Genomic DNA, 24,797 nt, shown 5'->3' on the forward strand with positions numbered 1-24,797 from the left:
GGATACCGCTGATCCCCGCAAGCGGGTCAGTGTATTTGATGGAACCAGTTTATGCTCATTGCGCAAGAAAGTGTCAAGAAAAAAAGCAGGAGGGGTATTTTTTTTAACTTATTGTTTTTACGTAAATTTTTGTCGGTCTCTGTTTGCCCGTGCCGTTGTCGGAGCGGGGGTGGAAGGAGGATGCAGGTTAACTACCTAAAATAATTTGTAATAATTCAGAGAGGTCTCGGAAGCTGAAGGGCTTGGGGGTAACCCCACAAAAGCCATGTTCGCTGAAGTTGGCCATGCTCGGATCATCGGCATATCCGCTGGAGACAACGGCTTTTACTTGGGGGTCGAGCTGGCGGAGCCGGGCAATGGCTTCCTTGCCGCCCATGCCGCCGGGCACGGTCAGATCCATAATGACCAGATCGAAGGGCTGTCCGTTGGCCTCCAGGTAAAGGGTAATGGCTTCTGCCCCGTCCTTGGCGGTGTGGGGTCCATAGCCGAGTTTCTGGCGCCTGGCGGTGGAAACATTGCGGATGAGTTCTTCATCGTCCATGATCAGAATTTTGCCTGGCCTTTGTTGAGCGGTGCCCCCTGTTGTGTTGCGATGCTCTCTTCTGCGCGGGAGGAGGCCTGTGTCAGCGTTATTCCCCGGACTGGGGGAAAGAGAAGTGGTCTAACCGCTCCATGAGACTGGCGATGGTGAAGGGTTTTGAGACATAATCGTCCATGCCCGCGGCCAGGCATTTCTCGCTATACCCCTTCATGGCATGGGCGGTTAAGGCGATGATCGGAATATGGCGCGTTGTTCCTTGTTCCAGGGCGCGGATTTTTTCGGTTGCCTCAAAGCCGTCCATTTCCGGCATCTGCACATCCATTAGAATCAGGTCGAAATGTTCGGCCCCATATTTTTCCAAGGCATCCAGCCCATTATTGGCGATCACCACGGAATGCCCCTCCTTCTCCAGCAGTTTTTGCGCCACCTTTTGGTTCACAAGGTTGTCTTCCGCCAGCAGGATATGGAGTTTTTCCTTCTTTCCCGCCTGTGGTGTTGCCTGTTGGGGGGCAGGGTGTTCCGCCTGGACAAAAACGGTGGAGATACTCCTGAGCAGATCCTTTTGCCGACAGGGTTTGAGCAGATAGGCGTGCACCCCGAGGCGCTGGCTTCTAACCTTATCTTCCGGCAGACCGGCGGAGGTGAGGATGATCACCGGCAGCTCAGCCAGCTGTTGCTGTTGGCGGATTTTTTCAATCAGGGTGAAACCGTCCATTTCCGGCATCTGGATATCGATAATGGCAAGGGCAAAGGGGTCTGCCGCCGCAAGGTGCTTCTGCAACATCTCCAGCGCCTCTGCCCCGCCGGAAGCAGCCTGTGCCTGCATGTTCAATTGCCCCAGTTTCTGGAGCAGGATTTTTTGGTTGATGGGGTTGTCGTCCACAACCAGAACGGATTTTCCTGCCAAAAAGGCCGGAGAGGCTTGGGGGATGACTTTTGCTTGCGATTGTTTCTCGCAGAGGATGGTGAAGTAAAAGGTGGAGCCGACATTGGGTGTGCTTTCCAGCCAGATGCGCCCTCCCATGAGATGAACAAGGCGGGACGAGATGGAGAGTCCCAGACCGGTGCCACCAAATTTTCTTGCCATGGAGCTGTCTACCTGGCTGAAGGCCTCAAAAATCCGTTGCTGCTGCTCTTCGGGTATGCCGATGCCTTTGTCGGAGACCGCAAAGAGTAATTCAACCACGCCGTCGTACTCCGCTTTTCGCTGTACCTTCAGCAGAATCTGGCCGGATTCGGTGAATTTAATGCTGTTTCCCATGAGGTTGGTAATAATCTGCTGGAGACGAAAGGCATCGCCAACCAGAAATTCCGGGACATCCTCCTCGATCTGGCACAACAGCTCCAGTTTTTTCTCGTGTGCCCGGACCGCTTGTTCTTGCGTGGTATCCTCGACGGTTTCCCGAAGATTGAAGTCGTTGTAAGTGATGTCCAGCTTCTGCGCCTCGATTTTGGAAAAATCCAGGATATCGTTAATGACCTGGATGAGGCGGTTGGCCGAAAGGTCGATGGTTTCCAGGAAATCCCGCTGTTCTTCCGTCAGTTCCGTTTGCAGGGCCAGCTGGGTCATGCCGATGACCCCGTTCATGGGGGTGCGGATTTCATGGCTCATGTTGGCAAGAAATTCTGATTTTGCCCGGCTTGCCGCCTCGGCGGCCTCTTTCGCCAGGACAAGGTCTTTGGTCCGTTCCTCAATTTTTTCTTCAAGATCGCTATGTGCTTGGATGAGGGCGTGATCCCGGAGTTCAATCTCACCAAGCATTTCGTTAAAGCCCATGGTCAGCGCGCCGATCTCGTCCTTGTTTTTCACCGAGGCCCGCAGAGAGTAATCCTGATTGCGCGTAATCCCGCGGATGGTTGCGGCAAGCTGTTCAATGGGGCGGGTGAAGACCCGTTGCAGTTTTCCGGTGATAAGCCAGACGAGAAAAAAGGTTACTCCCATGACCAGGAGGGCGACCAGGAGATACCGTTGGAGCAGGAGTGGTTCATCATGGCGATCGGAGCGGGCAAAGACCATCCCCACCGTTTTATCCTGGAGCTTTATTTCCGTAAGAAAATCGATGGAATCGTTGCCAAAGACCGGGGTATTGAGCGGGATGGTCGGTGGTTGAAACTCGGTTTCGGTCATCGCCTTGTTCGTGGTATAGGTGGCAAAGACTCGGTGGTCCGGGGTGAGGATGGCAGCATATACGATACACGGTTCGGCGCGCAACGCCAGCAGGGTTTCCCTGGCGGCGTCCTGATCGGAAAAAACCACGGTGGATTTTGCATTGTCGGCGATGGCTTTGGTCAAGACAGCCAGGTTTTTTATCAGGAGATGACGCAAGGTGAAAAAATCATAGGCGCACATGACGCTGTTGACAAAAATCAACACCCCGCCGGTAACCAGCATGATTATCAGCAGGAGCTTTTTTCTGATCGGGAGCGCGTTAAAGTATTCCATCTTCCTTTGTTGTTTCCTGGTTTAGGTCTGAGGTCATGGTGTTTGGCGCGGTCACGCGGATGGGTCTGTTCTCCTCGATGGCCGACTGGTCAGGGCCAACGGCAAGCATGAGAAGCCGGGAGCTGATTTTGAGGTCTCCTTTTTCGGTTGCAGCCGGATTGATTTGAAACTTGATCTTTGCTCCTTTTCGGACAAAATTAATATCGCCGCCCAGGGAAATGAAGTTTTTTCCTTCCCCCACGGTGATCACCGGTTTTCCCTGGAGTTGGGCCAGGATCTTCGGCAGGTCCGAATTTTTATACGATTCCATGAAAAAGATCATGTGTGCCTTGTCGAGATCCTCGGCAGAGCTGGTGACGATAACCTTGAGGGGGCGTGCGCCGATAACGCTGTTTTGCAAGGCATGTTCAATGGTGCGGTCTTTTTCCCCGCCACCGACAATAACCAGAACAAAAGGACTCTTGGCGGAGTCAAAAGAGCGCTCTGGCCACTTGATGAAATTGAAAAAATTATAGAGAAAGCCGGCCTTGAGCTCGTACTCTTCATAGTTTGCGCCGGAGGCCTTGTCACAAGGCAGGCAAAAGAGGCAGAGGAGCGCGAAAAGCGCGAAGACGCGCTTGCGGCCAGGGATACTTTTTTTTTGTAAAATCTCAGGCTTCATGGAACCCTTGCCTAAAAGGTCATGCGTACTTGCGCATAGACGCTGCGCTCAATTTCCGAGGGGATGGTGTTGATGAACAACGAACCGAATTCGGGTTGGGCGTTATCGAGCAGATTCTGGCCTACCAGGGAGAGTTCGACCTGGGGGTTGAGCTGCCAGCCGATTCTGGCATCGAGGGTGACATAGCTGGCGATGCCATAGGTCGGGAGATTGTCCACATAGCGCAGCCAGGTGTCCAGGGTGAGGCGGGAGCCGAGATCCATCATGGACCTGAGCGATACCTGATTGCGGGGGCTCTCCCCTTCGGCATCCTCGCTTGCATAAAGCCCCTGGCCGGTTTCCTGCAAATCCAGGCGCAGGAAGGTGTAGGCCAATTGCAAACGCCACCATTCCAAGGGCTTGGCGTCTGCGACCAGCTCGAAGCCGTAGGTTTGTCCTTCCATGGTGTTGCCGGCTTCATAGTTGAGCTGATAGAGTATGCCAGGGGTGCTGTTGGCGGTTATAAAATTTGCTGCCGGAAACGGAGGGGTGGTCCGCAATCGGCTGTAGTCGTTGAGAAAGGCGGTCAGATCAAAGGCGAGTTTTTCGTGGACCTGGGTTCGGTAGCCGATCTCGTAGGCCGTGAGTTTTTCGGATTTGTACTCCTCGTTGCCGTTGATGACAAACTCCGCCAAGCCAGCAGGAAAAAGTGAAAGTTGGGGAATATATGTGCTGGGAACAATGGCGCTGCTGATCCGGATGTCGTGCTCTGCCTGGGAGGGGGTGCGCACCGCCTGGCTCACCGCACCCCAGAAGGTATGGTGCTTGTGCGGGGTGTAGAGTAACCGAGCGTTGGGTTGGGCCTCATAGCCGGTGAAGTCATTGTGCTCGAACTTGGAGCCCAAGGTGAGCCGGAGCAGGTCATCGATCAGGGTGATTTCATCCTGGACAAAGGCGCTGAGCAGTTGATCGGTTCTGCTGGCTGGAGCAAAGGAGAAGGTCGCGCTGTTTTCCAAAGTATCATGGCTATAGCGGTAGCCCAACCCCCAGGTCAGTTCCTGTCTCTCCGTGGCCTGAAAGCGGTGTTGGAATTCGATGTCACCCGTACCCCGGTCGTCGCCCAAAAGCCGGTCGTTGCTTTTGGCCAGGTCGTAATACCCCTGGAGTGACATCTCCGAGTTGTTGGGACCTTTTCTGGTCAACCGGCCCAGGAGATTCCCGCCCCGGATGTGGCTTGGGTTGCTGATGTCGGTAGTGAAGGGTGGGATTAGTGTGGGGATGTTGGTTGCGGCGTCGGCATAGCCGTTGTATCCGTCTCCTTGGATGGTATAGGAATAGGGGGAATCGGGGGCTGCGCTGTCCAGTCGAAAGCCGCCGCGGGCTTGGTGCCAGTCGTCATTGGCCTCGCTGCCGTTAGCGAATTCCAGGTCGTCGCGATAGAAATTTTTTCCGTATACCCGGTAGGTAGTATGCTCATTGATCTTGGTGCCATAGCGAACGGACCCGAACCCTTTTTCCTCGCTGCCGGTTCCGGCGGTGAGCAACCCGCCCTGGGTATCCGCCGAGTGCTTGGTGATGATATTGATGACGCCGTTGACCGCATTGGCCCCCCAGAGGCTGGCTCCAGGACCGCGGATCACCTCGATCCGCTCGATGTCATCGAGCATGGTGTCCTGGGCATTCCAAAGGACGCCGGAAAAAAGCGGATTGTACAGGGTGCGGCCATCCATGAGCACCAGCAGTTTGTTGGAGGAAAAGGCGTTGAACCCTCTGCTGCTTACTGCCCATTTGTTGGCGTCTATCCGGGCCACCTGCAGGCCGGGTACCATGCGCAGTACTTCCGGAATGGAGGTGGCACCCGAGCGTTTTATGTCTTCCTGGCTGACCACGAAAACGGCGGCTGCCGCATCGCTGGCCTTTTCGGTTTTTTTGGAAACCGAGGTGATGTCCACGGAAAGCAGCTCTTCAAGGGAAAGCGCGGTGATTTTGGGGTGTGCCGCCCAGCAAGGCTGGCTGCTGGCCATCAGGATGGAGATGGCTGTAAGGGTAGTTGCTTTGCGGGATAGGCTCGGTTTTCTTTTTTTGGCTGAGCGGAAAGCTGCCATCGGTGCGCCTCTTTTTTTCGTGAGCCTTGCGGCAGAAGGAAGTTGCGGCCATACTTGCTGGAAGCAATTATTGTAATTCTACTTTTTTCCCCTATCATAGGCAAGTAGTAGAATGTTGGCTTATGGTTTTCCAAGTGTCGCCGGGAAAGAAAATCTCCACTGTGTTTGGATCCCGCATTTATCCTTTAAGCGTATCAGAAGTTGGGCGCAAATGGAAAAATAAAGCCTGGCTTTTTGTCCGGGGTTTTGAGTACCTTGTTTTCCACGCAGAGCAGACGGGAGAGACATGCAACAGAAAGCTTCGGTTATCAATATTATCTGGTTGTCCCTGGTCGTTTTGGCCACGGTAACCGCCGCCTATACCAATCGGATGGACGCCCTTACCAGGGCTTCGTTCGAGTCGGCCAAGGACGCGGTTGTTCTGGCCATCGGCCTGATCGGCCCCATGGCCCTGTGGCTGGGGATCATGAAGGTGGCCGAAGCGGGGGGGCTCATGCGGATAGTGGCCCGCTGGGTGCGCCCCCTGATGGTTCGTCTCTTTCCGGACGTGCCCCACGATCACCCGGCCATGAGCGCCATGATCATGAACATGGCGGCCAACGCCCTGGGTTTGGGCAATGCGGCCACGCCCATGGGGATCAAGGCCATGCAGGAGCTGGACAAGCTTGCCCCGGAAAAGGGGACGGCCACCAACGCCATGTGCCTGTTCCTGGCGATCAACACCTCCTGCGTCACTCTCCTGCCCCTGGGGGTGATCACCATCCGGGCCGCTGCGGGTGCCGCCAGCCCGGCCGCCATTTTCATCCCCTCCCTCATCGCCACCACCTGCTCCACCATCACGGCCATCGTGGCGGCCAAGATGCTGGTCCGCAGAAACAGCGGGCTGGAATCGGCCGCTGTCCAGCAAATCCGCGAGGCTGCAACACTCGAGCCCGAGGTCTGTGTTGCGCCGGAGTTGTTTCCGCCGAGCGCGGCCGGGAAATGGTTCATCTGGCTGCTGATCGCCGCCTTTTTCGGAGGGGCGCTCTATCAGCTGGCCACCGCTTCCGAGCCGCTGGCCTTTTCCGCCGCCAGCCTCAACAGCGTGTCGAGTTGGCTGATTCCTGCCTTGATTTCCGGCTTGCTCATCTTCGGCTATCTTCGGGGGGTGCGGATCTATGAAACCCTGACCGACGGGGCCAAGGAGGGCTTCACCACTGCGATTCGGATCATCCCCTTCATGGTGGCGATCTTTGTCGCCATCGGCATGTTTCGGGCCAGCGGCGCCATGGATATTCTGGTTTCCGTCCTCTCGCCCCTGACCTCCGCCGTGGGTATGCCGGCCGAGGCTTTGGCCATGGGGCTTCTCCGGCCCCTCTCCGGCAGCGGTTCCTTTGCCTTCATGAGCGAGATCATCCAGCAGTCGCCGGACAGTCTCCTTTCCGCCATGGTTTCGGTTATCCAGGGTTCCAGCGAAACCACCCTCTATGTCTTGGCCGTGTATTTCGGCGCCGTCGGCGTCCGGCGGACGCGGCATGCCCTGCCTGCCGCGCTCTGTGGCGAGATGGCCGGGCTCATTGCTGCGGTGACGGTTTGCAACCTCTGGTTTTAGAGCGGAGCCCAGATACACTTTTCACAACGTGTCACCCGTAAAGGGACACAAAAAAAGCATGGTGCAAAGGGAGGTCTGCGTATGGGCGGGATAGTCTTTTTGGTAGTGTTTGTGGTGCTGGTTTTGCTGGTGGTCGGGATCTACAACCGGCTGGTGGGGTTGCGGAACCGTTTCAAAAACAGCTTTGCCCAAATCGATGTGCAGCTGAAGCGGCGGTACGATCTCATCCCCAATCTGGTGGCCGTGGCCAAGGAGTACATCAAGCACGAACGGGAAACCCTGGAGGCGGTCATTGGTGCTCGCAATCAGGCCTCGGGTGCGGTGCAACAGGCCGCGGCCGATCCGGGCAACGCTGCGGCGATCCAGGGGGTGATTGCGGCGGAGGGCGCACTCTCCGCCACCTTGGGGCGTCTTTTCGCCCTGGTGGAAAACTATCCCGACCTTAAGGCCAACCAGAACATGATGCAGCTCAGCGAGGAACTGAGTTCCACGGAAAACCGGATCGCCTTTGCCCGTCAGGCCTTCAACGACGCGGTCATGACTTACAATACCGGCCGAGAGCTGTTTCCCGCCGTGCTCTTTGCCGGGATCTTCGGTTTTCTCCCCGCGCAGTTCCTGGAGCTCGAGGAGAAAAATGAGCGCGAAGCCCCCAAGGTCGCCTTCTGAACATCCCAGGGTAAGACGATGCGGGATTTTTTTGCACAGCAGTACATGGCCCGGAGGAACACCTTCTGGCTGATCCTCTATTTTACCGCGGCGGTGGCGGTGATTGTTGCTCTGGTCACGGTTTTCCTTTATGTGTTGACCACCTTCAATCTCGGCCGTCTCTATGTTTCGCTGACCCCCTTCAACCTCTCTCCGCGCCAGTGGAATCTTGCCATCATGGGCAAAATCGCCGGTGTTGTTCTGGCCCTGATTCTGGTGGGCACTGGTTATAAGTACCTGCGGTTGCGCAGCGGCGGCGGCAGCCTCATCGCCCAGCTCTTGGGTGGGCGGGTCATCTATCCCGATACCCGCGATTTTTACGAACGCCGCCTGCTGAATATCATCGAGGAGATGGCCATTGCCTCGGGGGTTACGGTGCCCACCGTCTATCTGCTCGACCGGGAAGGCGGGATCAACGCCTTTGCCGCCGGTTTTTCGCGCGAGGACGCGGTGCTCGGCGTCACCAGAGGGGCGGTGCAGTATCTCACCCGGGAAGAGTTGCAGGGGGTGATCGCCCATGAGTTCAGCCATATCCTCAATGGCGATATGCTGATCAACGTTCGGTTGCAGGGCATCCTGCACGGCATTCTGGTCATCGGTCTCTTGGGCGAGATCCTGCTCAAAAGCGGGTTTGCGTCGGATCAGGGTCGGGATCGGGGCAAAGGGGGCGGTTTTTATGCGGTGCTGGTCGGCCTGGTTCTCCTTGTTGTCGGTTACACCGGGGTGTTTGTTGCCAGGCTGATCAAAAGCGCGGTGGCGCGGCAGCGGGAATTTCTCGCGGATGCCTCGGCGGTGCAGTTCACCCGAAATCCCCTGGGGCTCGCCGGGGCGCTCAAAAAGATCGGCGGCTTGGCTGCCGGTTCGAAAATCCGGGATCCGCACGCCTCCGAGATCAGCCATATGTTTTTCGGCAATGGGTTGCAGGAAAGTTGGTTCAACGTCTTTTCCACCCACCCCCCCCTGCTGTCTCGAATCCAGAAGCTCGATCCGGAATTTAAGGGGGATTTCCCGGCGCGGGTAGAATTTGCGCCGGTCAGCGAGGAAGAGGCCATGATGTATGCGGCTTCAGCCGGTCAGCCAGGGTCACTGCCCGGCGAAATACCGGCCGGGGGAGAGGGGCGGCATGTTTTCATCCACTCCTTGGCCGCCGGCCGCCCCCTAAGGGAGGTAATTGTTGGCCCGCACGGGGATCACCTGCGCCTGGCCCGGGAGATGATCGTCTCCCTCCCGCCCCCGATCCGGGATGCGGCCAGGAATGGCTTCGGGGCCAGGGCGATGGTTTTCGGCCTTCTCCTCGACGGGGATCCCGCCATCCGGGCAAAACAGCTTGGCCTGCTGGAAAGGGAAACGGATCCGGAGGTGCGGCAGGAGTTGGCGCGGCTGCTCCCCGACTTTGCAGAGCTTTTCCCGGAGATGCGGTTGCCCTTGGTGGATATGGCCATGCCCGCCTTAAAAAGTCTTTCTCCTGATCAGTATGCAGCGTTTAAACGGGGGGTGGATCAGTTGATGGGGGCCGACGGCAGGATCGACCTGTTCGAGTACGCCCTGCGCCATGTGCTGTTGCGGCATCTGGAGCCGCGCTTCCACCCGCACCCCCCCTCCCTGGCGCTGTCCCGCCCGCTCGCCCAGATGGGCGACGAGATCTCCTGCGTGCTCTCTCTGCTCTCCCGATTGGGCCATGGGGACGAGAATCTGGCCCGCAAGTCGCTGATGCAGGCGGTGCGGGTTTTCGGCAAGGAGATGAAGCGGTTCAGCTACCGGCCCGCCCGGGAGTGTTCGCTGAAGGGGTTTGATAATGCCCTGAAAATTCTGGCTCAGGGTGGGATTGAAACCAGACAGCTGGTTCTTGCTGCCGCCTTGGACTGCATTACCTATGATGAAAAGATAACCATTCGCGAGGCGGAGCTCTTCCGGGCCATTGCCGAGGCGCTCAGCTGCCCGGTGCCGCTCTGGCTCACCGGGCACAGCGACGAGGGTGCGCCGGAAGCGTGAGTCCGGATGGTTCGGCTACCCGGCCTGCACTGCTCCCTTGAACTGGGCGAGATCGGTGCGTTCCATGAAGCGGGCGGATCGTTCCTTGTTCCTGGCGTTTGCCGCGTAGTACTCCAGACACCGTTTCGCCAGGGAGATTACTTCCTCATCATTCAAGTCCTGGGCGATGATGTCGCCGATTCTTGGCAACCCCCCGCCGTTGCCGCCAAAGATCAGGGTCCAGCCGTTCTTCTTGCCGAACACTCCGATGTCGCGGACAAAGCTCTCACAGCAGTTCATGGGGCAGCCGGAGATGCCGACCTTGGTTTTGGCCGGCAAAGGCATGGAGAGCAGCGCCGCACCGATTTTTTCTCCCAGGGCCAGGGAATCCTGGCGCCCGAACTTGCACCATTTCATCCCGGGACAGGACTTGATGTAATGGATGCCCACCGGTTTCTGCGGCCCCGCCTCCAGGCCCAGCTCCTGCCAGATCTGCGCCACCTGTTCCGGATCATGGCCGAGCAGGGCAAGCCGCTGCGCCTCGGTGATCTTCAGCATGGGAATGCTGTGCTTTCTGGCGATGGCCGCTATTTTTTCTAGGAACTCCGGGGTGACAACCCCCATTTTCGGGCCGGGGACGACATTATAGCTCTTGGGTCTCTCGTTTTCTGTAGTCATAGCGATCTTCCTTGTTTATTGAAAAAGGGGGGCTGGATTGCCTCTTTTTTTTTACCCCTTTAGTTTGCTTGGGTCCTTGACCTAGGACAAGTATCCGCCGAAATAGTTTCCTGTCGCCGCCTGTCTTGACTTCCCGGCGCGCAGGGTTTAAATGTGTCTCTTATCGATACTATCAGGCCACAGATTTTTTGTGAGGAGAAAAAGTATGTTCAATATATTGGTTTTGGCCACCACGAATAAGGGCAAACTCAAGGAGTTTAAGGAGTTGCTTAAGGATTTTCCGGTGGAGATCCGCAGCCTGGCCGATTTCGGCCCCATCCCCGAGGTGGTTGAAGACGGGGAAACCTTTGATGACAATGCCTACAAAAAGGCGCATTTTACCGCCAAGGTTCTGGGGCTCCCCTGCATTGCCGATGATTCCGGGCTGGCGGTGGAGGCGCTGGGTGGTGCGCCCGGGGTGTATTCCGCCCGCTATGCCGGGGATAATGCCAGCGATGCGGAGAATAGCGCCAAGTTGCTCAAGGAGATGGAAGGGGTGAGCAACCGCAAGGCCGCCTTCCACTGTGTCATCTCCATCGCCGTGCCTTCCGGCCCGGCCTTGACCTATGAGGGAACCTGCCAAGGGGAGCTGCTCACCGCCCCACGGGGCGAGGATGGTTTTGGCTATGATCCGATTTTTTATTATCCGGAGCTGGGCAAGACCTTTGCCGAATTGTCCATGGCGGAAAAAAACAAGGTGAGTCACCGGGGGAAGGCCATGGCCGAGATGGCCGCTGAATTCGAGCAGGTGCTCAAGTGGGTGAAGCAGCGGCTGACCGAGGCAAAACCTGCCAAACCGGAGCATGAGCAGTTTGAACACAATGATTGGTCTGAAGAGATCATGGTGCGGGAGGTGAAGTAAGGGATCGCTTCCCTTCCTTGCCCAACCCTCCCCTCAGGTCCGCGTTATCCGCCGAGGGGGAGGGAAATTGTGTGCACGTACTCCATGTTCGCCTCGTTTCACGATGACTTGTTTCGCCTCTGCAAACGGAGCTCTCCGTTTTCTTCAACACATGCTATCCCATACCCAGCCAGCTGCTTGAACAGTGGCCTGCCAAAAAGAAAAAATTCCATCTCCAGCGAAAGTCCGAACTTGTGGGCAGCCTCTTTTCTGATGGCGAGATCCGTGCGCACCAGTTCGGTGAGTCGCAAGAGATCTTCCGGTTTCCCTGAGGCCGCGAGTTGACCGGTAAGGTGGCCGGGACATGCTTGTTCGTGGCGCGCGATCTCCGCAAGGATCGGGTCGTTGGGGTTGATCAGGTCGGTGCGGCGCAGGGTGTTCCGGTAGATGGTGGCCAGGAGCGCTTCCGGCTGCCAGCACTGGAGAATCCGGCAGGTTGTTGGGCGGTGTGCATAGATGGAGCAGCTGTTTGCTTCTTCATTGAAGAAAAGGCAGGTCCAGCCGTTGGCGGTGCCTCGGATCTTCAGGAGCTCCACCGGAACCGGCTCAAGCTTACCGGTGGCCGGATTGTACCCTGTCTCCCCGCGCCGAACGGTGGCCAGCTGATCGTGGTGAATAACCCCTTGGCGGACCAGATCGAGATCCCCCCGGCTCAGGGCTGGTCCGCCTTTCCGGCAACAGGTGCCGCATTGCTTGCACTGTTTGGGATCGCTCATGGTTCAGGGGCGAAGGGCGTAAGGGTAGTTTGGGCGCAAGATGATCCTTGCCGGCCATGAGATGGGAGCATTGTTAGTCTGTTTGTCCATGATAAATTACGTTATTCTATGGCAGGATACCATATAAATAGTTTTTTATACATCCAGCATGGTGTTGTTTTTATACGAAAAAAATGACCTGTGCGCTGCTCCCTTGATTTGCTTCCGTCTCCCATGGCATACCCCTTGCGTATACATCAAGACAAAGCGGCGCATGAAATGATTCTGCGCCGCCCAGGACATCCGAGACAGGAGGTCGGCCATGAAGAAAACATTCCGCAGCGAAAAAAGATCCGCAGCCCCAATCCTTGCCGAGACCACTGGCAAGCTAGCCGAAACCTTCTGGTTTGTCAGCTCCTTTGTCATGTCCCTTCTCATGGGCCCTTTTGCCGCCTTGCCTGCCATCATCGCGATTTTTTCGCTGAAGATTGACGGGCCCATGCCTTTGGAACTCTCTTGATTGCGGAGGAACACGCCATGAACGCACCTTCCTTGACACCCGAGCCTTTTGCAAAGCCATTGCTGGCCGATGACCAGGCTGTCTTCACCATCGGCGCCGCGGCCGAGATGCTGTCCGTTACCCCGCGCACCCTGCGGAGCTATGAGCAAGATGGCTTGCTTGCCCCGGTCCGGCATGGCAAGTGGCGTTATTACAGCCTGGACAACCTGAAATGGGTTTCCTGTCTGCGCAGTATGATCCACGAGCACGGGATCAGCCTGGCCGCCATCCGTAAATTGCTGCAATATACCCCCTGCTGGAACATTGCCGGCTGTTCTTTTGAAAAACGCAAGCTCTGCACGGCTTTCATGTCCAGCGGTCTGGTGCCGAAAAAGATCGAGCGGCGCAGCGGATTGTCCGGCGACCAGTCGATCTCTGCCTGATCGCTTGCGTCTTTCTCCCCGCATCGTGTACAACATGGTAAAATCCAACCCGGAGGTACCCCTTGAACCAATTTTATAAGAACCTGTCCATCTGGCTGGTCATTGCCCTGGTGGGCCTGGTGCTGGTCAATCTTTTTAGTCCCAAGGACGAGCCCGTCAATCAGATCAGCTACAACGATTTTCTCGACAGCGTCAACTCGGGCAAGGTGAGCCGGATCACCATCAGGGAAAATGTGGCCGAGGCCAAGGATCTGGTGGGCAACCGCTTTCAGACCGTGCTGCCGGACAATCTGGATCAGGTGAAGCCCTTCTTGAAAGAGGGAATTGCCCTGCGGGTGGAAAAGAAGAAAGAGCCGCACTGGCTGGCGAGTATTATCGGCTCCTGGCTACCCATGATCGTCCTGGTAGGCCTTGGCATTTATTTCATGCGTCAGCAGCAGGGCGGAGGCGGCAAGGGGTTGATGACCTTCGGCAAGAGCCGGGCCCGCCTCATCGAGGGTGAGGAGTCCAAGCTCACCTTTGCCGATGTGGCCGGGATTGAGGAGGCCCGTGAGGAGTTGGGCGAGATTGTGGATTTCCTCCGCGACCCGGGGATCTTCACCCGGGTGGGCGCCAGGATTCCCAAGGGGGTGCTGCTCTCCGGTGAGCCGGGCACGGGCAAGACCTTGCTGGCCAGGGCCATTGCCGGAGAGGCCCAGGTGCCGTTTTTCTCCATCAGCGGCTCGGATTTTGTCGAGATGTATGTGGGGGTCGGCGCCAGCCGGGTGCGGGATCTTTTCAAGGAGGCCAAGAAAAAGGCGCCCTGTATCGTTTTCATCGATGAGATCGACGCGGTGGGTCGGCAGCGCGGAGCAGGAAGCGGCGGCGGCAACGATGAGCGCGAACAGACCCTGAACCAGCTGCTGGTCGAAATGGACGGCTTCGAGGCCAATGCGGGGGTCATCATCATCGCCGCCACCAACCGCCCCGATATCTTGGATCCGGCCCTCAAGCGGCCGGGCCGCTTCGACCGGCAGATCATCGTGCCCCTGCCCGATGTGCGGGGCAGGGAGAAGATCCTCAAGGTCCATGCCGCCAAGGTTCAGCTGGACAGTGATGTGGATATGTCCATCATTGCCAAGGGCACCCCGGGTTTTTCCGGGGCCGAGCTGGCCAACATGGTCAACGAGGCAGCCCTGATGGCGGCCCGCTTCGAGGTGGGCAAGATCTCCATGGCCCTGATGGAAAAGGCCAAGGATAAGGTGATGATGGGGGCGGAGCGCACCAGCATGATCCTCACCGCCAAGGACAAGGAGCTCACCGCCTACCACGAGGCGGGCCATGCCCTGGTCGCCCGGCTGCTGCCCGGCACCGATCCGGTGCACAAGGTGACCATCATCCCCCGGGGGAGAGCGCTGGGGTTGACCATGCAGCTGCCCACCGACGAGAAACACTCCCAGTCCAGGTCGTGGCTGCAGAACAACCTCTGTATCCTCTTGGGCGGCAGGGTGGCCGAGGAAATCGTCTTCGGCGACATTACCACCGGGGCGGGCAACGACATCGAACGGGCCACGGCCATCGCCCGGAAGATGGTGTGCGAATGGGGGATGAGCGAGGCCATCGGTCCGATGAACTTTGCCGGGCCCGATGAAATGGGGCGGAGCCGGCAGCCCTACAGCGGAGAAACCGCGGTGCGTATCGACCAGGCCGTGATCGGGTTGGTGACCGAGGCCCGGGAGACGGCGACCCGGCTGCTCAATGAAAATCGGCCGATCATGGAGGCCATGGCCAATGCGTTGCTGGAAAAGGAAACCATCAGCGGCGAGGATATTGAGCGGTTGATGGCGGCTGGGCAGTAGGAAGAAATAAAAGCACAATTTGTCGGCGGCAGAGGGGAAACTCCTGCCGCCTTTTTTGTTGTTCTGGGAGTATGTTCATTTCTTTGCTTGCCCAAAGAAACGAACCAAAGAAAAGGCACCCGTGTCACTGGTCCCGCCGCTGGCGGGATTCCCTGTGCTCCTCGATGCTGCCGGGTCTTTGCAAACTCGCGGAGTTTATACCCGTAAGGGTGCCTCAAACAGTGCAAAGCCCTTTTTCGGCAGCCTCTCCGGTGCTCGGCTGCGTGCCAATGGGAGTCTCATCCTCCCCCATTTGTCCTGCCGCGCCTCGCAGACGGGGGCGGGGAAAAACGCTAAAACTGTTTGAGGGCGAAGCCCGAGTTTTTTAGCGTCCCGCTCCTGGCGAGAAGCAAGGGAAGCCCGAAGGGCCAGGGCTGGCTGGGGTGCCTTTTTCTTGTTTCTTCTTTTGGGCACGCAAAAGAAGAAAGAGGGCGCAGCAGAAAGGCCAGCGCCTTCTTCTCCGTAATTCCTGACCGAACCATTTTTCTCTAGTCTCGGCCCTTCAGGTTCTCCTTGACAGGTCGTGTTCGGCAAGGGTAGGAATCTGGTTTGAAAAAAATTTCCGGAACAACCCGGTTTCTTATGGTGCAAGGAGGTATTTCCCATGCTTGAAGCGTATCAAAAACATGTTGCCGAGCGGGCGGCCCAGGGGTTGCCCCCCCTTCCCCTTTCCGCCGACCAGACCACTTCCTTGGTTGCGCTGCTGCAAAAACCGGCGGCGGGAACGGAAGCGACCCTGCTCAATTTGATCACCAATCAGGTTCCGCCGGGTGTGGATGAGGCCTCCAAGGTCAAGGCCGAATTTCTTGCCGGCATAGCCCAGGGAAAAGTCACTTCGCCGCTCCTTGATAAGCAGGCGGCGGTGCAGCTGTTGGGCACCATGCTTGGCGGCTACAATGTGCAGCCGCTCATCGCTCTGCTCGATGATGCTGCCCTGGCCCCTGCGGCGGCGGCGGCACTTTCCGGTACCCTGCTGGTCTACGATGCCTTTCAGGAGGTGGTGGCCAAGGCGAAGAATAATCCGCATGCCAAGCAGGTGGTGGCCAACTGGGCAGAGGCGACCTGGTTCACCTCCCGGCCGCCCATGCCCGAGGAACTCACCGTTACGGTGTTCAAGGTTCCGGGTGAGACCAACACCGACGATCTTTCTCCGGCCTCCGAGGCCTGGAGCCGCCCGGATATTCCTCTGCATGCCCAGTCCATGCTGAGCAACCGGCTTCCCGGCTCCTTGCCGGTTATCGAGGAGTTGAAGAAAAAGGGGCATCCCATCGCCTATGTGGGCGACGTGGTGGGTACCGGCTCCTCCCGCAAGTCCGGGGTGAATTCCATGCTTTGGCATATGGGGCGTGATATCCCCTATGTCCCTGCCAAGCGGACGGGCGGGGTGGTCATGGGTTCCACCATTGCGCCGATCTACTTCAACACCGCCGAAGATTCGGGCATGCTCCCCATCCAGTGCGATGTCAGCAGCCTTGAGACCGGGGACATCATCACCATCAATACCGCCACCGGCACGATCAGCCGGGACGGGCGGATGGTTACCAGCTTCAGCCTCTCTCCGGCTACCCTGCCCGACGAGGTTCAGGCCGGCGGCCGGGTGAATCTCATCATCGGCCGCGGCTTGACGGCCAAGGCCCGCGAGGCCCTCGGTCTCTCCCCCTCCACCCTCTTCCGGGAACCGGAGGTGCCCACGGACAGCGGCAAGGGGTACACCCTGGCCCAGAAGATGGTGGGCAAGGCGTGCAATCTCCCAGGGGTGCGGCCCGGGACATACTGCGAGCCCAAAATGGCCTCGGTGGGTTCCCAGGACACCACCGGCCCCATGACCCGCGACGAGATCAAGGAGTTGGCCTGCCTGAAATTCTCCGCCCCCCTGGTCATGCAGTCCTTCTGCCATACCGCTGCCTACCCCAAGCCGGTGGATGTGAAGACCCACCAGACCCTGCCCGGGTTCATCAGCGAGCGGGGCGGCATCAGCCTGCGTCCGGGTGACGGGGTAGTGCATTCCTGGCTCAACCGCATGGTCCTGCCCGATACCGTGGGCACCGGCGGCGACTCCCATACCCGTTTCCCCATCGGCATCTCCTTTCCGGCCGGCTCCGGCCTGGTCGCCTTTGCCGCTGCCACCGGCTCCATGCCCCTGGTTATGCCGGAGTCGGTGCTGATCCGCTTTACGGGAAAGATGCAGCCCGGCATCACCCTGCGGGATCTGGTCAATGCCATTCCCTATGTGGCCATCCAGAAGGGGTTGCTCACCGTGGAGAAGAAGGGCAAGAAGAACCTTTTTGCCGGCACGGTCCTTGAGATCGAGGGGTTGCCGGACTTGGCGGTGGAACAGGCCTTCGAGTTGGCCGACGCCTCGGCGGAACGCTCCGCTGCCGCTTGCACCGTGCGGCTCAACAAGGAGCCGGTGGCCGAATTCCTCCGTTCCAACGTGGAGTTGTTGAAAAACTTGCTGACTCGCGGCTATCAGGACGGTACTGCCATCCGTAACCGGATCAAGGCCATGGAAGCGTGGCTGGCTGCGCCCGAATTGCTGGCCCCGGATGCGAACGCCGAATACAAGGCGGTGCTGGAGATCGATCTCAACGCGATCACCGAGCCGGTGCTGGCCTGCCCCAACGACCCGGACGATGTGAAGTTGCTCTCTGCGGTGGCGGGTACACCGATAGACGAGGTTTTTGTCGGCTCCTGCATGACCAACATCGGCCATTTCCGGGCCCTGGCCAGGATTCTCGACAATGGACCCCAGGTGGCGGGCCGCCTCTGGGTGGCGCCGCCCACGCGGATGGACGAGGAGCAGCTCAAATCCGAAGGGGTGTACAGTATTCTGGCCAAGGCCGGGGCGCGCACCGAGATCCCAGGCTGTTCGCTGTGCATGGGCAATCAGGCAAGAACCCGCGACAACGCCGTGGTCTTCTCCACTTCCACCCGCAACTTCGATAACCGCATCGGCACCTCCACCAAGGTCTTTCTGGGTTCCGCCGAGCTGGCCGCGGTCTGCGCCGTATTGGGGCGGATCCCCACCATGGCGGAATACAACACCATCCTTGGTGAGCGGGTCACCCCCAAGGCGGACGAGGTCTACCGCTACCTCAACTTCCACCGGATCGAAGGGTACGCAGGGAAAGGCTGGTAGGTTTCAGGCTGTTTGAGAAAAGCACAAAAAAACGGGCTTCCCTAGCGGGAGGCCCGTTTTTTTTGTGCAGCGAAAGAGACCGTGACCTGCTCTTGATATTCTCCCCGGTTTACGGTTGCGCTCTTTTTAAGCGGGTTGCCGGAAATACGTTGTTTCTCCCGAGTTTTTTCGCTTCGTACATCGCCTGATCGGCAAACTCGACGAGCCAGGTGTGGTCAGCGGTGTCTTCCGGAAACAGGGCTACGCCTATGCTGACCGTGAGCGGGATCGTGCGGCCGTCCGGAAGCCGAAAGGAATCCGCCTCGATCCTGCTGCGGATTTTCTCCGCCACATGCAGCGCTGCCGATTGCCGGGTATCCGGGAGCAGGACAACAAATTCTTCTCCGCCATAGCGGGCCGGGCAATCACTGCTCCTGGTCTCCCTGCTCAAGATTGCGGCAATATGCCGCAGGACCTCGTCGCCGACCCCATGGCCATGGGTGTCGTTTACCTTTTTGAAATGATCTACGTCGAGCATCAGCACGGCAAGGGAGCTTTTGTGGCGTTGACTGCGAGCGCATTCCTCGGACAGTTGTATTTGGAAAACATTGCGGGTGAATAGACCGGTCAAGGCATCGTGGCAAACCTCCGTCTCCAGCTTGCCCGCCATCTCGTAAAACGATTTGGCCAGCTCGCCGATCTCGTCGCTGTAGTCCGTCTCCATTTTCTTGAGATTGAAGTGGCCGGTGCCCAGCGCTTCGGCTGCCCGGGACAGGTGGCGGATGGGACGGACAATATATTCGGCAAGCAGGAGTGCGAAAAGGATGGCGATCGCTGAGCCGAGGCCGAGAATAAGGGCGATCTTCCCGCTGAGGAGTCTGATTTCATTCTCGATCCCGATATGCGAGTAGGTGAGGATGGCTGTGCCCAGGTGCACCCCTGCGGCCTCGATCGGCGCCAGGGCATCCACCACGTTTTCCCCCTTCTCATTGCGATAATGCGCGCTGATCAGTGATTGTCCCTGCTCCGGGCAAGTCCCTGCGTATTGTTCGCCGATTTTTGTAAGGTTGCTGTGCATGACGATCCGGCAATCTTCATCCACCACCATCGCCTGGGTCACATACTCCTGGGTCATGGTGTAACGGATGTAGGTGCGGAGTTCCGCCAGATCCCTGCTGATCAGTGATCTGGCGCTGACATGGGCCAGGTCATAGGCCACCGCCAAGGCGCGGCGGTGGTTTTCGTGGTGCATTGCCTCTTTCACCCGGTAGGCAATGAACAGGCCGGTGGCAAGCTGGACGCCGACAACCAGGCCGATGAGCGGAAGGATTATCTTGGCCTTGAGGGTTCGCATGCAGGCTAGCGGGCCATGGACATAATTTTTCTGATTTCAGCGAAGTCCTGGTCCTGAGCCTTTACAAACCCGCCGATCTCTGCGGACTCCAGGATCTCTTCGTGGTTGTTGTTTTTCAGGGTAAGGGCGGTCAGCGCCTCGTTGAGTCGGGCAATGAGCTTGGGATCGACCTCGGCGCGGGCGGCAAAGACCCAGGTGGGAATCTCCTCGGTCTCGCCGAGAATGCGCAGCTGGTTGGGCGGGAGTTCGGTTTCGGTACCCTCTTTTGATGCGTTGATATTTTTAAAGGAGTAATCGCAGATCGCGCCGGCATCGGCGGTTTTCAGAAAGACGTTGAGGGCGATGGATTCACAGCTGCCATCGTGCTTGTAGCCCCGGAGATTCGTGTCCGGGTTGATGCCCTTTGCGGTCAGCAACCGTTTTGCCGAGAGGTTTTTTGCCATGTCGTTTTCCGCGCCGAAGATGACGTACTTGCCCTTGAGATCCTCTATGCGTTGCAGGGGGCTGTCTTTGCGAACAATGATCACCCCCCGGTGCCTGCTTTCGCCTTCCGGGGTCAGTGCTTTGAGCAGCATCTTACGGTTGTAGAGGTGGCTCAAGCGCACATAGGTATGGGGTGCCTGGAAGGCGAATTCCGCCCCTCCTGCCGTGATGAGCCGTTCGAATTCCGGGAAATCCTTGGGGATGATCAGCTTGACCGGCTGGCGGAGCTGTCGCTGCAGGTAGGCCGCCAGGGGTTGATACTCTTTGAAGGTTTTGAGGATGTCGGTGCAGGGAGTGATGGCGATCTGAATCGGTCGCGGTTTGTCGGCCGCCTCCCCTGTTTGGCTCAGGGACAAGAGCAGAAGCAGGAGAGTCAGAATGCGCCGCAGTCCTTGCGCAGAAAGCAGGGGGGGGAAGCGGAGCAAAATGGCAACCAGATATTTCTGCATGAGCAGTTTCTCCTTGAGTTTGAACGATTGAGCGTGTGGTTTCACCTCTCTTGCATGTTCTGCGTGGTATGACTTTATTGTGGAGAAGATGGCGAAAACATGCAATGAAATGTTCGCCGGAAATTTTTAAGGGGATATTTATCGGGGCGGGGCGGCGATCTCCCAGAAGGCCAGAATTTTTTGGTTGCGCAGGTTCTTTTTCGCGGTGCAGACTCCCAGGGAGAAGGGAGCGAGTTGGGGGGAGATATCGAGTACCGTGATTTGCTCCTGAAGGGGGCTTTTTTCCAAGACCAACCCAGGCACCACTCCTACCCCGCAGCCCAGGCTGACCATGGCGATGATCGCCTCGTTGCCCGCCACCTGGGCGTAAATGTTGGGCAGGATCTTTTTTGCGGTAAACCAGCGGTCGAGCCGCTCTCGGCCTAACCCCTGTTCGGCCACAATCACCGGGGTTTTCCGCCAGTCGATCTCCGAGTCTTCATAAATAACCGTCTCGGGAAAGGCCAGCGGTGCGATGAAGACCAGGGGCGTTTCGGTGAGCGCCATGAATTCCAGGGTGTTTGCCTGCTTGTCCGGCAGGGCGTCGATGATCACCTCTACTTCGCCGTTGCGTAACCGAGTCAGTCCTTGGGCCGCGTCGCCGGTCTGCAGCTTGATGTGCACCTCCGGGCAGGAGGAGCGGAAGCGGTCGAGGATTTCGGGCAGGATGGAGTAAGCCGCGGTGACCGAACAGTAGAGGGAGATGTCGCCGTGCAGGGTTGTATTGTCGGCCAGACTCTCTTTGAGTTCCTGCCAGCGGTCGATGGTTTCCTCGGCATACTGCTTCATGGCCTCGCCAGCCTTGGTCAAGCGCACCGAGCGGTTGTCCCGGTCAAAGAGGCGTTCCCCCACCTCCGCCTCGATGCGCTGGATGGTGCGGGTCAGGGCCGAGGGCGTCACATGGCAGGCGCGGCTGGTGCGGCCGAAGTGCAGGGATTCGGCCAGGTGGCGAAAGAGCTTGAGTTCCTCCATGTCCATGGCATATCTCCAATTGTTGCAATTTGCGCAATACAATATCGCGAACAAGTCACTTGACGCAACAGAAAATACCGCTATGATGGGGCGAGGTATAAGAAAAAACATATTTCCAATACGATAAGGAGAAGACAATGGGAGAGAATTACTTCAACAGCCTGCCGCTGCGTTTGCAGCTTGATGAGCTTGGTCAGTGCCGCTTCATGGACTCTTCCGAGTTCAACGGGGTTAAGGCGCTCAAGGGCAAGAAAATCGTCATTGTCGGCTGCGGCGCCCAAGGGCTGCACCAGGGGTTGAATCTCCGGGACAGCGGCCTCGATGTTTCCTATGCCCTGCGCGAGGAAGCGATCAAAACCAAGCGTCAGTCCTATAAGAATGCGCACGGCAACGGCTTTACCGTGGGCACCTTCGAGCAGTTGATCCCCAAGGCCGATCTGGTCATCAACCTCACCCCGGACAAGCAGCACACCAAGGTGGTCTCCGTTATCATGCCGCTGATGAAGAAAGGGGCAACCCTCTCCTACTCCCACGGCTTCAACATCGTGGAAGAGGGCATGGAGATCCGCAAGGATCTCACGGTCATCATGGTTGCGCCCAAGTCCCCCGGCACCGAGGTGCGGGAGGAGTACAAGCGCGGCTTCGGCGTGCCCACCCTGATCGCGGTGCATCGTGCCAACGACCCCCAAGGCAAGGGGTGGGATCTGGCCAAGGCCTATGCCTGCGGCACCGGCGGCGACCGGGCCGGCGTCCTGGAGTCTTCCTTTGTTGCCGAGGTCAAGTCCGACCTGATGGGCGAGCAGACCATCCTCTGCGGCATGCTCCAGGCCGGCTCCTTGCTGTGCTACGACAAGATGATCGAAAAGGGCATGGAGAGCGGCTATGCCTCCAAGCTGGTTCAGTTCGGCTGGGAGACCATTACCGAGGCCTTGAAGCACGGCGGCATCACCACCATGATGGACCGCCTCTCCAATCCGGCCAAGATCAAGGCGTTCTATCTCGCCGAGGACCTCAAGGAGATCCTGCAGCCGCTCTTTGAAAAGCATATGGACGACATCATGAGCGGCCATTTCTCCAAGACCATGATGGAAGACTGGGCCAAGGACGACAAAAACCTCCTCAAATGGCGGGCGGCCACCGCCAAAACCGCCTTTGAGAAGTCCACCTCCACCAAGAAGAAGATCAATGATCAGGAATACTTCGATAACGGCATCCTGATGGTGGCCATGGTCAAGGCCGGGGTTGAGCTGGCCTTCGACACCATGGTCTCCGCCGGGATCAAGGAAGAGTCCGCCTACTACGAGTCGCTGCACGAGGTGCCGCTCATCGCCAATACCATCGCGCGGAAGAAGCTCTACGAGATGAACGTGGTCATCTCCGACACCGCCGAGTACGGCTGCTACCTCTTTGCCCACGCCGCCGTGCCCATGCTGGCCAAATTCATGAAGAAGATCGACACCGATGTGATCGGCAAGGGTCTGGCCGTCAAGGACAACGGGGTGAGCAACGTGGAGCTGGTCCAGGTCAACGAGGCGATCCGTTATACCGGGGTCGAAGAGGTCGGCGCGGAACTGCGCTCCTACATGGGAGCCATGAAGCCCATTATCTAATTGCACCGCAAGAAAAAATGATGTCGCAAGGGGAGGTCCGGGAGGACTTCCCCTTTTTTTGTCCGCGGCCCGCAGGCTGGCCTAACAAAAATTGCGGTGCCCTCGGGCAACTATTTTATGATACACTCATTATATCTTTGGCGGGTGTTTGTTCGTACAATCAGCCAATACACAGAGGAGGAAAAAGAATGCGGAAACGGGCATGAATCGGGTTGGTCATGGTCTGGCAGAGCCGGAAGCAGCTTTTCCGGCCGGAGAAAAATCAAGCATAAATTCACTCACAAGGGGGAGCCTCATGAAGCTATTGAGCCTGTTTGTTAACGTTCTTCTCGTTACTCTGCTGGTATCATTTCTCGGCTGTGCCTCCACGGCAAAGCAAGAGGGAACCGGAGAGTATTTTGACGACTCGGTCATTACCGCCAAGGTAAAGGCGGAAATTTTCAACGACGCATCCCTGAAGTCCAGCGAGATCAACGTGGAAACGTTCAAAGGCGTGGTGCAGTTGAGTGGCTTCGTCAATTCCCAGGCCGATATTAATCGGGCGGTCGCAGTTGCCCGTACCGTTAAGGGGGTCTCCTCGGTTAAGAACAACATGTTGGTTAAGCAGTCGAAGAAAAAGGTTATTGAGGGTTGCTGAGTGCGACCTCGACCGGAAACAACAGGCACCTTAAGCAGGCAGTAACGCGGCTCTGTTTTGCGCCAAGTCCTACGGTGCTTTCCGAAGGGTTCTTCTGGGAAGCACAGTAGGACTTGGCCAGAGTAATCGACAATGTTCTGTTTGCCGGGTCCTGCTTGGGACAGGAGCTGTTTCCCGTAGGAATAAATCGGTGAAAACGACCGTTGATTTTTGGCCCGCCGCGCCGCACTCCACCCTTTCCGTTTTCACCAACAGACGAAATAAAGGAAGAGCATATGTTGCGGACGATTGCGGTGATCATGATAATTCTTTGGGCCCTGGGGTTGATCAGCAGCCACACGATGGGCGGTTTTATTCATCTCCTGCTGGTCATTGCCATTGTTGTTGTGCTGCTCAACATCATCCAGGGTCGGCGTCGCAGGTAACCGGCGGGAGAGGATCTTTTTTTAGTCCATTTGATAACAAAAAGGAACGAAATGAAAACAAACACGGTGCTCGCCATCACGCTCATCGCCATTGGGATTCTGGCCCTTACCTATCAAGGGATCACCTACACGACAGAAGAGAAGGTCGTCGATCTCGGTCCTATCCAGATGACGGCGGAGAAGACGAAAACGCTTCCGCTGCCGCCGATTGTGGGGGCGGTTACGCTGGTGGCCGGTATTGTTTTGTTGGTCAGGGGCGGAAAAAGCGGCTGATGGCTACGGAATGTTGCAACAACGCAGAGATTGTTCCGCGCTTCTATTTGGTCACAAGGTGAAACTATGTGGAATCAGGATTGTTGGGCCGGCTGGGGACATGGCCCGGGGTTTGGCGGGATGATCATGATGTTGGTGTTTTGGGCGCTGATTATTGCCGGTATCGTTATGTTCGTTGACTGGATTAGAAAGAGGAAATTACCCCGCCATGGGGAGACGCCTCTGGACATTCTGAAAAAGCGTTATGCCCAGGGCGAGATCGACAAGGACGAATTCGACCGGATAAAAAAGGATCTGGAATCATAGGGC

Annotated in this window: 22 protein-coding genes; 13 read left to right on the plus strand and 9 right to left on the minus strand. The window is 57.6% G+C overall.

The window, feature by feature from the left end:
• Positions 1 to 187 precede the first annotated feature (187 nt).
• From OLX77_RS05075 to OLX77_RS05090, 4 genes are all read right to left on the minus strand, one after another.
• On the minus strand, positions 188 to 541 hold the full coding sequence (locus OLX77_RS05075) for a response regulator (protein WP_307632507.1): 354 nt from the start codon (positions 539 to 541) through the stop codon (positions 188 to 190).
• 88 nt (positions 542 to 629) lie between these two features.
• Positions 630 to 2,984, minus strand: coding sequence for a response regulator (locus OLX77_RS05080; protein WP_307632508.1), 2,355 nt, complete (start codon positions 2,982 to 2,984; stop codon positions 630 to 632).
• Positions 2,971 to 3,645 carry a YfiR family protein gene (locus OLX77_RS05085; protein ID WP_307632509.1) on the minus strand — a complete coding sequence of 225 codons (675 nt, stop codon included), beginning with the start codon at positions 3,643 to 3,645 and terminating at the stop codon, positions 2,971 to 2,973. Before OLX77_RS05085 ends, OLX77_RS05080 begins: the two co-directional genes overlap by 14 nt.
• An 11-nt stretch (positions 3,646 to 3,656) precedes the next feature.
• Complete coding sequence (locus OLX77_RS05090; RefSeq protein WP_307632510.1) at positions 3,657 to 5,729, minus strand: TOL_0244 family TonB-dependent receptor; 2,073 nt, start codon at positions 5,727 to 5,729, stop codon at positions 3,657 to 3,659.
• A 286-nt stretch (positions 5,730 to 6,015) separates the two neighbouring features.
• Here OLX77_RS05090 and OLX77_RS05095 point away from each other — a divergent pair, with 286 nt between their 5' ends.
• The 3 genes from OLX77_RS05095 to OLX77_RS05105 all read left to right on the plus strand — a co-directional run bounded on the left by OLX77_RS05095 (position 6,016) and on the right by OLX77_RS05105 (position 10,017).
• Positions 6,016 to 7,320 (plus strand): spore maturation protein, encoded by a 1,305-nt coding sequence (locus tag OLX77_RS05095; RefSeq protein WP_307632511.1) that lies wholly within the window; start codon positions 6,016 to 6,018, stop codon positions 7,318 to 7,320.
• A gap of 81 nt (positions 7,321 to 7,401) precedes the next feature.
• Complete coding sequence (locus tag OLX77_RS05100; RefSeq protein WP_307632512.1) at positions 7,402 to 7,986, plus strand: LemA family protein; 585 nt, start codon at positions 7,402 to 7,404, stop codon at positions 7,984 to 7,986.
• A gap of 18 nt (positions 7,987 to 8,004) precedes the next feature.
• Positions 8,005 to 10,017, plus strand: a complete 2,013-nt coding sequence (locus tag OLX77_RS05105; protein ID WP_307632513.1) for a M48 family metallopeptidase — start codon at positions 8,005 to 8,007, stop codon at positions 10,015 to 10,017.
• A gap of 15 nt (positions 10,018 to 10,032) precedes the next feature.
• On the opposite strand, the gene OLX77_RS05110 is transcribed toward OLX77_RS05105, so the two are convergent.
• Complete coding sequence (locus OLX77_RS05110) at positions 10,033 to 10,674, minus strand: ferredoxin-like domain-containing protein (RefSeq protein ID WP_307632514.1); 642 nt, start codon at positions 10,672 to 10,674, stop codon at positions 10,033 to 10,035.
• A 205-nt stretch (positions 10,675 to 10,879) separates the two neighbouring features.
• On the opposite strand from OLX77_RS05110, the gene OLX77_RS05115 reads away from it, so the two are divergent.
• Positions 10,880 to 11,575 (plus strand): XTP/dITP diphosphatase, encoded by a 696-nt coding sequence (locus OLX77_RS05115; RefSeq protein WP_307632515.1) that lies wholly within the window; start codon positions 10,880 to 10,882, stop codon positions 11,573 to 11,575.
• A 98-nt stretch (positions 11,576 to 11,673) separates the two neighbouring features.
• Here the strand turns inward: OLX77_RS05115 and OLX77_RS05120 are convergent, their stop codons facing one another.
• A complete protein-coding gene (locus tag OLX77_RS05120; protein WP_307632516.1) occupies positions 11,674 to 12,330 on the minus strand; it encodes a YkgJ family cysteine cluster protein in 657 nt (218 codons plus the stop codon).
• 301 nt (positions 12,331 to 12,631) lie between these two features.
• Here OLX77_RS05120 and OLX77_RS05125 point away from each other — a divergent pair, with 301 nt between their 5' ends.
• The 4 genes from OLX77_RS05125 to acnB all read left to right on the plus strand — a co-directional run bounded on the left by OLX77_RS05125 (position 12,632) and on the right by acnB (position 18,267).
• Positions 12,632 to 12,829 carry a hypothetical protein gene (locus OLX77_RS05125; RefSeq protein ID WP_307632517.1) on the plus strand — a complete coding sequence of 66 codons (198 nt, stop codon included), beginning with the start codon at positions 12,632 to 12,634 and terminating at the stop codon, positions 12,827 to 12,829.
• Between the two features lie 17 nt (positions 12,830 to 12,846).
• Positions 12,847 to 13,251, plus strand: coding sequence for a MerR family transcriptional regulator (locus tag OLX77_RS05130; protein ID WP_307632518.1), 405 nt, complete (start codon positions 12,847 to 12,849; stop codon positions 13,249 to 13,251).
• A gap of 62 nt (positions 13,252 to 13,313) precedes the next feature.
• Positions 13,314 to 15,089: an ATP-dependent zinc metalloprotease FtsH gene (ftsH, locus tag OLX77_RS05135; protein WP_307632519.1), complete on the plus strand. Its 1,776-nt coding sequence runs from the start codon at positions 13,314 to 13,316 to the stop codon at positions 15,087 to 15,089.
• Between the two features lie 643 nt (positions 15,090 to 15,732).
• Positions 15,733 to 18,267: a bifunctional aconitate hydratase 2/2-methylisocitrate dehydratase gene (gene acnB, locus OLX77_RS05140; RefSeq protein ID WP_307632520.1), complete on the plus strand. Its 2,535-nt coding sequence runs from the start codon at positions 15,733 to 15,735 to the stop codon at positions 18,265 to 18,267.
• Positions 18,268 to 18,376: 109 nt separating this feature from the next.
• On the opposite strand, the gene OLX77_RS05145 is transcribed toward acnB, so the two are convergent.
• From OLX77_RS05145 to ilvY, 3 genes are all read right to left on the minus strand, one after another.
• Positions 18,377 to 19,600 carry a GGDEF domain-containing protein gene (locus OLX77_RS05145; protein WP_307632521.1) on the minus strand — a complete coding sequence of 408 codons (1,224 nt, stop codon included), beginning with the start codon at positions 19,598 to 19,600 and terminating at the stop codon, positions 18,377 to 18,379.
• Between the two features lie 5 nt (positions 19,601 to 19,605).
• A complete protein-coding gene (locus OLX77_RS05150) occupies positions 19,606 to 20,532 on the minus strand; it encodes a phosphate/phosphite/phosphonate ABC transporter substrate-binding protein (RefSeq protein WP_307632522.1) in 927 nt (308 codons plus the stop codon).
• A 138-nt stretch (positions 20,533 to 20,670) separates the two neighbouring features.
• Positions 20,671 to 21,549, minus strand: coding sequence for an HTH-type transcriptional activator IlvY (ilvY, locus tag OLX77_RS05155; RefSeq protein WP_307632523.1), 879 nt, complete (start codon positions 21,547 to 21,549; stop codon positions 20,671 to 20,673).
• A gap of 131 nt (positions 21,550 to 21,680) precedes the next feature.
• Between ilvY and ilvC the strand changes: the two genes are divergently transcribed.
• From ilvC to OLX77_RS05180, 5 genes are all read left to right on the plus strand, one after another.
• Positions 21,681 to 23,153 (plus strand): ketol-acid reductoisomerase, encoded by a 1,473-nt coding sequence (gene ilvC, locus OLX77_RS05160; RefSeq protein ID WP_307632524.1) that lies wholly within the window; start codon positions 21,681 to 21,683, stop codon positions 23,151 to 23,153.
• Positions 23,154 to 23,448: 295 nt separating this feature from the next.
• Positions 23,449 to 23,790, plus strand: coding sequence for a BON domain-containing protein (locus OLX77_RS05165; protein ID WP_307632525.1), 342 nt, complete (start codon positions 23,449 to 23,451; stop codon positions 23,788 to 23,790).
• Positions 23,791 to 24,065: 275 nt separating this feature from the next.
• The gene (locus OLX77_RS05170) at positions 24,066 to 24,215 is read left to right on the plus strand and encodes a lmo0937 family membrane protein (protein ID WP_307632526.1); all 150 of its coding nucleotides are present in this window, start codon (positions 24,066 to 24,068) and stop codon (positions 24,213 to 24,215) included.
• A 51-nt stretch (positions 24,216 to 24,266) separates the two neighbouring features.
• Positions 24,267 to 24,488 carry a DUF3185 domain-containing protein gene (locus OLX77_RS05175; RefSeq protein ID WP_307632527.1) on the plus strand — a complete coding sequence of 74 codons (222 nt, stop codon included), beginning with the start codon at positions 24,267 to 24,269 and terminating at the stop codon, positions 24,486 to 24,488.
• Between the two features lie 66 nt (positions 24,489 to 24,554).
• The gene (locus OLX77_RS05180; protein WP_307632528.1) at positions 24,555 to 24,794 is read left to right on the plus strand and encodes an SHOCT domain-containing protein; all 240 of its coding nucleotides are present in this window, start codon (positions 24,555 to 24,557) and stop codon (positions 24,792 to 24,794) included.
• The last annotated feature ends 3 nt before the right edge of the window (positions 24,795 to 24,797 follow it).

Origin of the sequence: Thiovibrio frasassiensis (assembly GCF_029607905.1) — a bacterium.
GTDB lineage: Bacteria > Desulfobacterota > Desulfobulbia > Desulfobulbales > Desulfurivibrionaceae > Thiovibrio > Thiovibrio frasassiensis.